Genomic DNA, 8,487 nt, shown 5'->3' with positions numbered 1-8,487 from the left:
CCAAGTTGGTCCTCTCCAGGTTATAACTTTTCATCAACCCACTACAGTTGACAAAGAGCCCTTTTTTGTTTATTTAGATTTGATATAGTTGATACCATCTGCCTTCGGTGCAACTGCTTTACCAAAAAAGGCTGCTAGAACGACAATGGTCAAGAGATATGGTGCAATTTGCAAGTAAACGGCTGGAACTCCTTGCAAGAATGGAAGTTGAGAACCGATAACTGCCAAACTTTGTGATAGTCCGAAGAAGAGACTTGAAAGCATAGCTCCAACAGGATTCCACTTACCGAAAATCATAGCAGCAAGTGCGATAAATCCAGGTCCAACGATGGTAGTAACTGAGAAGTTAACGGAAATTGACTGAGCGTAGATAGCTCCACCGATTCCTCCAAGGAAACCTGAAATCAAAACTCCAAGATATCTCATCTTGTAGACATTAATCCCCAAAGTATCTGCTGCTTGTGGGTGTTCACCAACTGAACGGAGGCGAAGTCCAAAGCGAGTTTTAAAGAGGACAAACCATGCTAAGAATGAGAAGGCAATTGCTAGGTAACCAAGTAAACTTGTTGACTTGAAGAAGATATCTCCGATAACTGGGATATTAGCCAAAAGAGGGAAATCAAAACGTCCAAAAGTTTGCGTTAAGTTATCCGTTTGTCCCTTGTTATAAAGCACTTTGACTAAGAAAACAGCCAAGGCTGGCGCCATCAAGTTAAGTACGGTACCACTGACAACATGGTCAGCACGGAAATGAACTGTAGCTACTGCATGAATCAGTGAAAAGATAGCTCCAACTAATCCACCAACTAGCAAAGCCAACCAAGGAGTTAATGCTCCCAAATCTTGTGCAAATTCAAGATTAAACACAACTCCAGAAAAGGCACCCATAACCATGATTCCTTCAAGTCCAACGTTAACAACTCCACCACGTTCAGAGAAAACGCCTCCGATACTTGTGAAAATAAGTGGTGCTGAATAAATCAACATTGAAGAAACCATAAGGGTTAACATTGTTGTAATCGACATCCTTATTTACCTCCTTTAAGTTGTTTTCTTGGTTTGACAAAGCGTTCGATGATGTAGTGAACGCTGACAAAGAAGATAATTGAGGCTGTAACGATACTTACAAGCTCTGATGGTACTTGTGCTGCATTCATACCAGGGGCTCCAACTTGAAGCACTCCGAACAAGAAGGCTGCAAAGAGAATTCCAATCGGTGAGTTTGCAGCAAGTAGACTTACCGCCATACCATTAAATCCGATTGCCAATGATGAACCCTGAACATAGACGTTTTGGAAGGTACCGAGTCCTTCTACAGCTCCACCTAGACCTGCAAGAGCACCAGAAATAATCATTGATAGAATAATGGTGCGTTTCGCTGAAATCCCTGCGTATTCAGAAGCATTTGGATTGAGACCAACTGCACGGATTTCAAAACCGAGAGTTGTCTTCTTAAGCAAGAACCAGATAACTGCAACTGCAATGATGGCAAAGAAAATCCCAATATTCATACGAGAGTTTCCTGTTAACTCAGCAAGCCAAGGTGTTTGATAAGTTGCGTTTGCACTTACTCGGATTGATGAGTCTGTACTTTGCATGATATCTTTAGGGAAAGAGTGGATAAAGGCATTACTTGTATAGAGAACAATGTAGTTCATCATGATGGTTACGATAACTTCAGATGTTCCAAGATAAGCTCTTAAAATACCAGGAATGGCGCCAACAATTCCTCCAGCAACCAGCGCAATGACAACTGTCGCAAGAATCAACAATGGACGTGGTAAATCCGGATTCGAAAGAGCAAACCAACCACTCATAACCCAACCAGCGAGTGCTTGTCCTGGAAGACCAACGTTAAAGAAGCCAGCACGACTCGCAACTGCAAATCCAAGAGCAATCAAGACTAATGGTCCCATGGCACGGAAAATTTCACCGATTCCACGAACACTACCGAAGGCTGTGTAGAACAACTCTTCATAACCCCAAATAGCATCGTAGCCAAAAATCCACATGACGATGGCTCCAAGCAAGATTCCAAGGATAACAGAAATCAAGGGAACCGAAATTTGTTGTAATTTTTTAGACATCACTCTTCTCCTTTTTCCAATTCACCACCAGCCATCAAGACACCAAGTTCTTGCTTGTTGGTTGTTTCTGGTGTTACGATCCCTTGAATCTTACCATCATGAATAACAGCGATTCTATCTGAGACATTTAGAATCTCGTCTAGTTCAAAGCTGACTACAAGGACAGCTTTTCCATTATCACGTTCTTGAATCAAGCGTTTGTGAATGTACTCAATGGCACCGACGTCCAAACCACGAGTTGGTTGGCTTACGATGAGGAGATCCGGATTTCGATCAATCTCCCGAGCGATAATTGCTTTTTGTTGATTTCCTCCAGAAAGGGCTGAAGCTGAAACAATCTCGCTAGCAGCGCGAACATCAAACTCTTGCATCAATTTTTTTGCATAGTCAATGATATTCGTATAATTTAAAATTCCCTTTTTGCTAAGAGGTTCTTTATAGTAGGTTTGAAGAGCGATATTTTCAGAAATCATCATTTCCAAGACCAAACCATCACGGTGACGGTCTTCCGGAACGTGACCAACGCTCAGTTCAGTAATTTGACGTGGATGCAATCCTACAATGGACTGACCTTTCAATTCCACACTACCAGACTCAATCTTACGAAGTCCTGTGATAGCTTGGATCAATTCAGACTGACCATTTCCATCAATACCGGCAATTCCGACAATCTCACCAGCGCGAACATCGAGTGAGAGATTTTTAACAGCAGGAACGCCACGGTTTTCATGAACAACCAAGTCTTTAATGGACAGTACAACTTCTTTTGGTTGAGGTGCCTGCTTCACAGTTTTGAAGGAAACTGAACGCCCTACCATCATTTCTGCCAAGTCAGCATTAGTCGCACCAGCAATCTCAACTGTTTCGATAGATTTACCACGACGGATAACTGTAACACGGTCAGAAACCGCACGAATTTCATCCAACTTGTGGGTAATCAAGATAATTGATTTGCCTTCTTTGACCAGGTTCTTCATGATGGCCATCAACTCATCGATTTCTGATGGCGTCAAAACGGCCGTTGGTTCATCAAAGATGAGAATATCGGCACCACGATAAAGTGTCTTTAGGATTTCAACACGTTGTTGAGCACCAACAGAGATATCTGCTACTTTGGCAGAAGGATCCACAGCAAGACCATAACGCTCTGATAATTCAAGAATTTCTCGAGTTGCTCTAGCAATATCTAGGACACCATTTTTGATTAATTCACTTCCCAAAATGATATTTTCAGCAACTGTGAAAGCTTCTACCAACATAAAGTGCTGGTGAACCATCCCAATTCCTAAGCTAGCTGCTTTTGATGGCGAGTCTAGTTTTACAACTTGACCGTTGACCACAATTTCACCACTAGTTGGTTCTAGAAGCCCTGCTAGCATGTTCATAAGAGTGGACTTCCCAGCTCCATTTTCTCCTAAAAGTGCATGAATTTCACCTTTACGAAGTTCAAGGTTAATCTTGTCGTTAGCGACAAATTCACCGAAAACTTTGGTAATTTCACGCATCTCAATGACATTTTCGTGTGCCATGTGCTCTTCCTTTCAGAGTTTTATTTTATTTCAATAAAACCTGCTAAAGAGATTTAGCAAGCTCTATTGAGACAAAACAATTTGTCTCAATTCTTAAAGAAGCGGCCACAGGCCGCTCCCCTAAGAAATGACTTTTATCTATTATTTTTCAGGAACTTTGATGCTGCCATCTAGGATTTTAGCTTTTGCATCTTCAACAGCTTTTTTACCTTCTTCAGAAAGGTTAGTTGTTACTAGATCAACCCCTTTATCCTTCAATGAGTAAACGATCACTTGACCGCCAGGGAATTCACCTTTTTCAGTTTTGTTTGCGATATCTTGAACTGTTGTTCCAACTTGTTTCAAAGTAGAAGCAAGTACGAAGTTTGATTCTTTACCGTCTTTAGAAGTATATTTACCTTCGTCAACTTGGTCACGGTCTACACCGATAACCCAAACTTTTTCGCCTTCGTTTTTGCTTTCATTCAAAGATTTAGCTTCTGAGAAGACACCTGCACCAGTACCACCAGCTGCTTGGTAGATTACGTCTGCACCTGCAGCGTATTGAGCTGCAGCGATTGTTTTACCTTTAGCGGCATCACCAAATGAACCAGCATAGTCTACTTGTACTTTGATAGATGGGTCAACTGACTCAACACCAGCTTTGAAACCAGCTGCGAAACGAGAAATAACTTCAGATTCCATACCACCTACAAAACCAACTTGTTTTGTTTTAGTAGTTTTAGCTGCTGCTACACCTGCAAGGTAAGCTGCTTCGTTATCAGCAAATGTTACGCTTGCTACGTTCTTTTGATCTTTAATCACATCGTCGATCAAAACATAGTTCAAATCTGCATGTTCTTTCGCTGCTTCTTCAACTGCATTGTGAAGGGCAAAACCAACACCGAAGATCAAGTTGTAGCTTCCTGCTGCTTGGTTCAAGTTGTTAGCGTAGTCAGCTTCACTTGTTGATTGGAAGTATGTGTATCCTTTATCTTTTGCAAGATTGTGCTCTTTACCCCAAGCTTGAAGACCTTCCCAAGCTGACTGGTTGAATGATTTGTCGTCAACACCACCAGTATCTGTAACGATAGCTGCTTTAGTCTTCAAATCAGAAGATGAAGAAGCTGCGTTACGAGAAGAGCGATTACCACATGCAGCAAGTCCAAATGCTGCTACTGCAACTAGACCAAGGCCTAGCCATTGTTTCTTGTTCATTACTGAACCTCCTAAATAAGATGCGCAACGAAGTTGCAAGTATGGATTGATTGGCCACAAGGACCCTTGTCACTCAAAGAGTGACACAGACTATTGCAAGTCTGTAAATGAGTATGGAAGTAATTCCCCGACCGTCATCTCGACCGTCGATTTATCTTTGGCAACTAGAGTCACCTTTAGATCTTGTTCAAAAAATTCGACCATAACTTGGCGACAAGCTCCACAAGGAGAAATAGGTTTCTCAGTTTGACCGTAAACAATCAATTCTGAAAACTCACGTTGTCCTTCGGAGATAGCTTTAAAAATAGCTGTTCTCTCACCACAGTTGGTCAAGGGGTAGCTAGCATTTTCAATATTGCATCCTGTATAAACACTGCCGTCCTTGGCAACCAAAACAGCACCAATCGGAAAATGTGAATAGGGTACATAGGCGTTTTTACTAGTCTCAATCGCTAAGTCAATCAACTCAGTAGTCGCCATCTGCTAACTCTCCTTTTAAGATTGCTACACCAGAAGATGTTCCGATACGAGTAGCTCCAGCTTCAACAAAGGCAACTGCATCTGCATAAGAACGAGCTCCACCAGCAGCCTTAACCCCCATATCAGGACCAACTGTCTGGCGCATCAATTGAACATCCGATAGGGTTGCTCCACCTGTTGAGAAACCAGTAGAAGTTTTGACAAAGTCTGCCCCTGCCTTTTGAGCGAGTTGGCAAGCCAAAACTTTTTCCTCATCAGTTAACAAACAAGCCTCGATAATAACCTTAACGAGTTTATCTCCGCTTGCTTCAACAACAGCTCGAATGTCTGACTCAACTACTGCAGCATTTCCTGATTTGAGTGCACCAACATTGATAACCATATCAATTTCGTCAGCACCATTTTGGATTGCTTCTTTGGTTTCATAAGCTTTGACTGCTGAAGTTGTAGCTCCAAGCGGGAATCCTACTACTGTACAAACCTTGACATCAGTATCTACGAGTGCAGTTCTTGCATGCGAAACCCAGCAAGGATTGACACAAACACTGGCAAAATCGTACTCTCTTGCTTCAGATAGCAAACGATCGATTTGCTGTTCGGTAGCATCTTGCTTTAAAAGCGTATGATCAATGTATTTATTTAATTTCATTTCGGTTTTTCCTTAAATTAGGAGATGATTTCAATGATTTCACGCGTTTTTATCGCTTCATCACTTATCTTAATTTTAACATAATTTTGGAAATCTGTAACTAGTTCCGGAGAAATTTTCCCATTTGTATATACTTTTGCGACAATTTCACCCTTTTTGACTGATTCTCCAACTTTCTTCTCAAAAACAATCCCTGTCTCATAGTCAAGAGCATCTGTTTTAACGGCACGACCAGCACCCAATCTCATAGCAAAAAGACCAAACTCCATGGCTGGAAGTTCTGCGATAAGTCCGTCTTCTTGAGCAGGAATATCAACTACATGGTCAACTTTTACTGGACGATAGAGGCCTTCTAGGTCTCCACCCTGAGCTAGAACCATCTCTTCAAATTTCTTGAGAGCCTTACCATTTTCAAGATGTTGCCTTACTTCCTCAATAGTTTTTTCAACATTTGCTAATGATAACATAATCTGGGCCAACTCACAGATAAAGTGGCTAATATCTTGACGGCCTTTACCTTGAAGAATTTCCAGAGCTTCTAGGATTTCTAAACGATTACCAATGGCACGTCCCAAAGGTTGACTCATATCAGTAATAACTGCTACTGTCTTACGACCTACAGCCTTACCAAGGTTTACCATGGTTTGAGCCAGTTGGCGTGCCTCATCAACTGTCTTCATAAAGGCACCTTCACCCACTGTTACATCAAGTAAGATAGCATCAGCTCCAGCTGCAATTTTTTTACTCATGACCGAACTAGCAATCAAGGGAATGGTATCCACTGTTGCCGTCACATCACGAAGGGCATAGAGAAGTTTGTCAGCCTTAACCAGTTGATCGGATTGCCCAATAACTGAAACACCAATATCTTGAACTTGTTTGATAAATTCATCCTGACTTCGTTCAATCTGAAAACCTTTGATGGATTCTAATTTATCGATAGTACCACCGGTATGCCCCAAACCTCTACCGCTCATCTTAGCCACTGGGACATCAAAACTAGCTACCAAGGGTGCTAGGATTAAAGTTACCTTGTCACCAACACCACCCGTAGAGTGTTTATCAACCTTCACACCATCTATAGCTGACAAATCAAACTCCTGGCCTGTCTTAACCATATTCATGGTTAAATCAGAAATTTCTCTCGTAGTCATTCCTTGGAAGTAAACTGCCATGGCAAATGCTGACATCTGGTAGTCAGGAACACTTCCTGCCACATAGCCTTCAATCAACCATTGGATTTCACTGGAACTGAGTTCTTGTCCGTCTCTTTTTTTCTGGATTAGATCTACTGCTCTCATTCTTTTACACTTCTAAGGATGTAATATCCCTTATCTTTCTTTACAATCTCGCAATTGCCAAATACGTCTTCCATCTTACTTTTGGCACTTGGGGCTCCTTGTTTTTTCTGGATAACAATAGTCAAATCTCCACCATCTACTAAAAAGTCTATACTTTTTTCGATGATTTCGTGGACTACTTGCTTGCCAGCACGTATAGGAGGATTCGAAATGACATGGTCAAATTGTCCTTCTACCTGCTCATAAATATTAGACTGGAAGATAGTCGCTTGAACCTTGTTTTTCATTGCATTTTGCTGGGCTAAATCCAGAGCACGGTTATTGATATCCACCATTGTCGCTTGGACACCATAAGCCTTAACCAAAGACAAACCTATCGGACCATAGCCACAACCAACATCAAGAATTTTTTCACCTTTTTCAATATCTAGACATCTTAACAACAACTGACTTCCAAAGTCAATCATTTTTTTACTAAAGACACCAGCATCTGTCAAAAAGGTCATCTTTTGCCCAAGTAGCTCAACTCTAAGCTCATGAACATCATGGGCTGCATCTGGATTTTCTGCATAATACATTTTACTCATGACACTATTTTACCATAAAAATAAGTTATTTGTAAATCGTTTACAAAGGTAGCAAGCCCTTAAATCACATTGTATTTTCTCAAAAATAATATAAATTCGGATTAACATTAGGGACCTAGTAAAAAGCTCCCAACTGCCATGGTAATCGGAAAAGCAAAAATGCAAGCAAGACCAAAAAAGAAGAGCCAACACTTTCGTTTAAAGAAAGCTAGCACAAGGTAGCCAAGACCTATGAGGGGTAATAAGATAAACAAAACAAAAGTGGTCCAGTTATAGCTCTGAGTTCCTATCGTAAAGGAGAAATTCACCCAGTTTGGTGATAACCATAAAACAACTACAAATAGGCTGGACAAAACCAGCGTCTTTTCTCTTAATCTAGCTTTCATCTTAGTCCTCCTTTATAGGTTTTCCCCCCTATATTTTAACAAAGAAAGCGCTTTTTCTCAATCTCTATCAATTATTGGCAACGAATGACAAGTCATTGAGAGCTACAAGGTATCACAGTCAGGAAAAAACAACAAATTTATTGTCTATAATCAGATTCATTTTGATTACTATTGCTTTAACTTCAAATACTTAATTATCAACAGGATTCCCAACAAGATGTTTAGATAAAAGCCCAACTGATAAGTTTGTGTCAGGATTTCCAAACTTGTC

The 8,487-nt window shown here is 40.9% G+C and carries 9 protein-coding genes; all 9 read right to left on the bottom strand.

Going from position 1 to position 8,487, the window contains the following annotated elements:
- Positions 1 to 69: 69 nt before the first annotated feature.
- Complete coding sequence (locus tag ADM33_RS00985) at positions 70 to 1,026, bottom strand: ABC transporter permease (RefSeq protein WP_049502787.1); 957 nt, start codon at positions 1,024 to 1,026, stop codon at positions 70 to 72.
- Between the two features lie 2 nt (positions 1,027 to 1,028).
- Positions 1,029 to 2,087 (bottom strand): ABC transporter permease, encoded by a 1,059-nt coding sequence (locus ADM33_RS00980; protein WP_000038693.1) that lies wholly within the window; start codon positions 2,085 to 2,087, stop codon positions 1,029 to 1,031.
- A complete protein-coding gene (locus tag ADM33_RS00975) occupies positions 2,087 to 3,616 on the bottom strand; it encodes an ABC transporter ATP-binding protein (protein ID WP_049502786.1) in 1,530 nt (509 codons plus the stop codon). Before ADM33_RS00975 ends, ADM33_RS00980 begins: the two co-directional genes overlap by 1 nt.
- A 141-nt stretch (positions 3,617 to 3,757) precedes the next feature.
- Positions 3,758 to 4,813 carry a BMP family lipoprotein gene (locus ADM33_RS00970; RefSeq protein WP_049502785.1) on the bottom strand — a complete coding sequence of 352 codons (1,056 nt, stop codon included), beginning with the start codon at positions 4,811 to 4,813 and terminating at the stop codon, positions 3,758 to 3,760.
- 90 nt (positions 4,814 to 4,903) lie between these two features.
- On the bottom strand, positions 4,904 to 5,293 hold the full coding sequence (locus ADM33_RS00965; protein WP_049502784.1) for a cytidine deaminase: 390 nt from the start codon (positions 5,291 to 5,293) through the stop codon (positions 4,904 to 4,906).
- The gene (gene deoC, locus ADM33_RS00960; protein ID WP_049502783.1) at positions 5,280 to 5,942 is read right to left on the bottom strand and encodes a deoxyribose-phosphate aldolase; all 663 of its coding nucleotides are present in this window, start codon (positions 5,940 to 5,942) and stop codon (positions 5,280 to 5,282) included. Before deoC ends, ADM33_RS00965 begins: the two co-directional genes overlap by 14 nt.
- 17 nt (positions 5,943 to 5,959) lie before the next feature.
- Entirely contained in the window at positions 5,960 to 7,243 is a 1,284-nt protein-coding gene (locus ADM33_RS00955) for a pyrimidine-nucleoside phosphorylase (RefSeq protein WP_049502782.1), read from the bottom strand.
- On the bottom strand, positions 7,240 to 7,830 hold the full coding sequence (locus ADM33_RS00950; RefSeq protein WP_152906786.1) for a methyltransferase: 591 nt from the start codon (positions 7,828 to 7,830) through the stop codon (positions 7,240 to 7,242). The genes ADM33_RS00955 and ADM33_RS00950 overlap by 4 nt, the downstream gene beginning before the upstream one ends.
- Before the next feature lie 107 nt (positions 7,831 to 7,937).
- Positions 7,938 to 8,216 (bottom strand): hypothetical protein, encoded by a 279-nt coding sequence (locus tag ADM33_RS00945; RefSeq protein ID WP_049502780.1) that lies wholly within the window; start codon positions 8,214 to 8,216, stop codon positions 7,938 to 7,940.
- Positions 8,217 to 8,487 lie beyond the last annotated feature (271 nt).

Origin of the sequence: Streptococcus oralis, from assembly GCF_001075875.1 — a bacterium.
Taxonomy (GTDB): domain Bacteria; phylum Bacillota; class Bacilli; order Lactobacillales; family Streptococcaceae; genus Streptococcus; species Streptococcus oralis_I.
This window is presented reverse-complemented; position numbering and strand designations above follow the sequence as displayed.

Bases quoted from the DNA above. Each gene is read 5' to 3' on its own strand.
- ADM33_RS00950 (WP_152906786.1), bottom strand. From the start codon at position 7,830: ATGAGTAAAATGTATTATGCAGAAAATCCAGATGCAGCCCATGATGTT.
- ADM33_RS00985 (WP_049502787.1), bottom strand. From the start codon at position 1,026: ATGTCGATTACAACAATGTTAACCCTTATGGTTTCTTCAATGTTGATT.
- ADM33_RS00980 (WP_000038693.1), bottom strand. From the start codon at position 2,087: ATGTCTAAAAAATTACAACAAATTTCGGTTCCCTTGATTTCTGTTATC.
- ADM33_RS00955 (WP_049502782.1), bottom strand. From the start codon at position 7,243: ATGAGAGCAGTAGATCTAATCCAGAAAAAAAGAGACGGACAAGAACTC.
- ADM33_RS00945 (WP_049502780.1), bottom strand. From the start codon at position 8,216: ATGAAAGCTAGATTAAGAGAAAAGACGCTGGTTTTGTCCAGCCTATTT.
- deoC (WP_049502783.1), bottom strand. From the start codon at position 5,942: ATGAAATTAAATAAATACATTGATCATACGCTTTTAAAGCAAGATGCT.
- ADM33_RS00965 (WP_049502784.1), bottom strand. From the start codon at position 5,293: ATGGCGACTACTGAGTTGATTGACTTAGCGATTGAGACTAGTAAAAAC.
- ADM33_RS00975 (WP_049502786.1), bottom strand. From the start codon at position 3,616: ATGGCACACGAAAATGTCATTGAGATGCGTGAAATTACCAAAGTTTTC.
- ADM33_RS00970 (WP_049502785.1), bottom strand. From the start codon at position 4,813: ATGAACAAGAAACAATGGCTAGGCCTTGGTCTAGTTGCAGTAGCAGCA.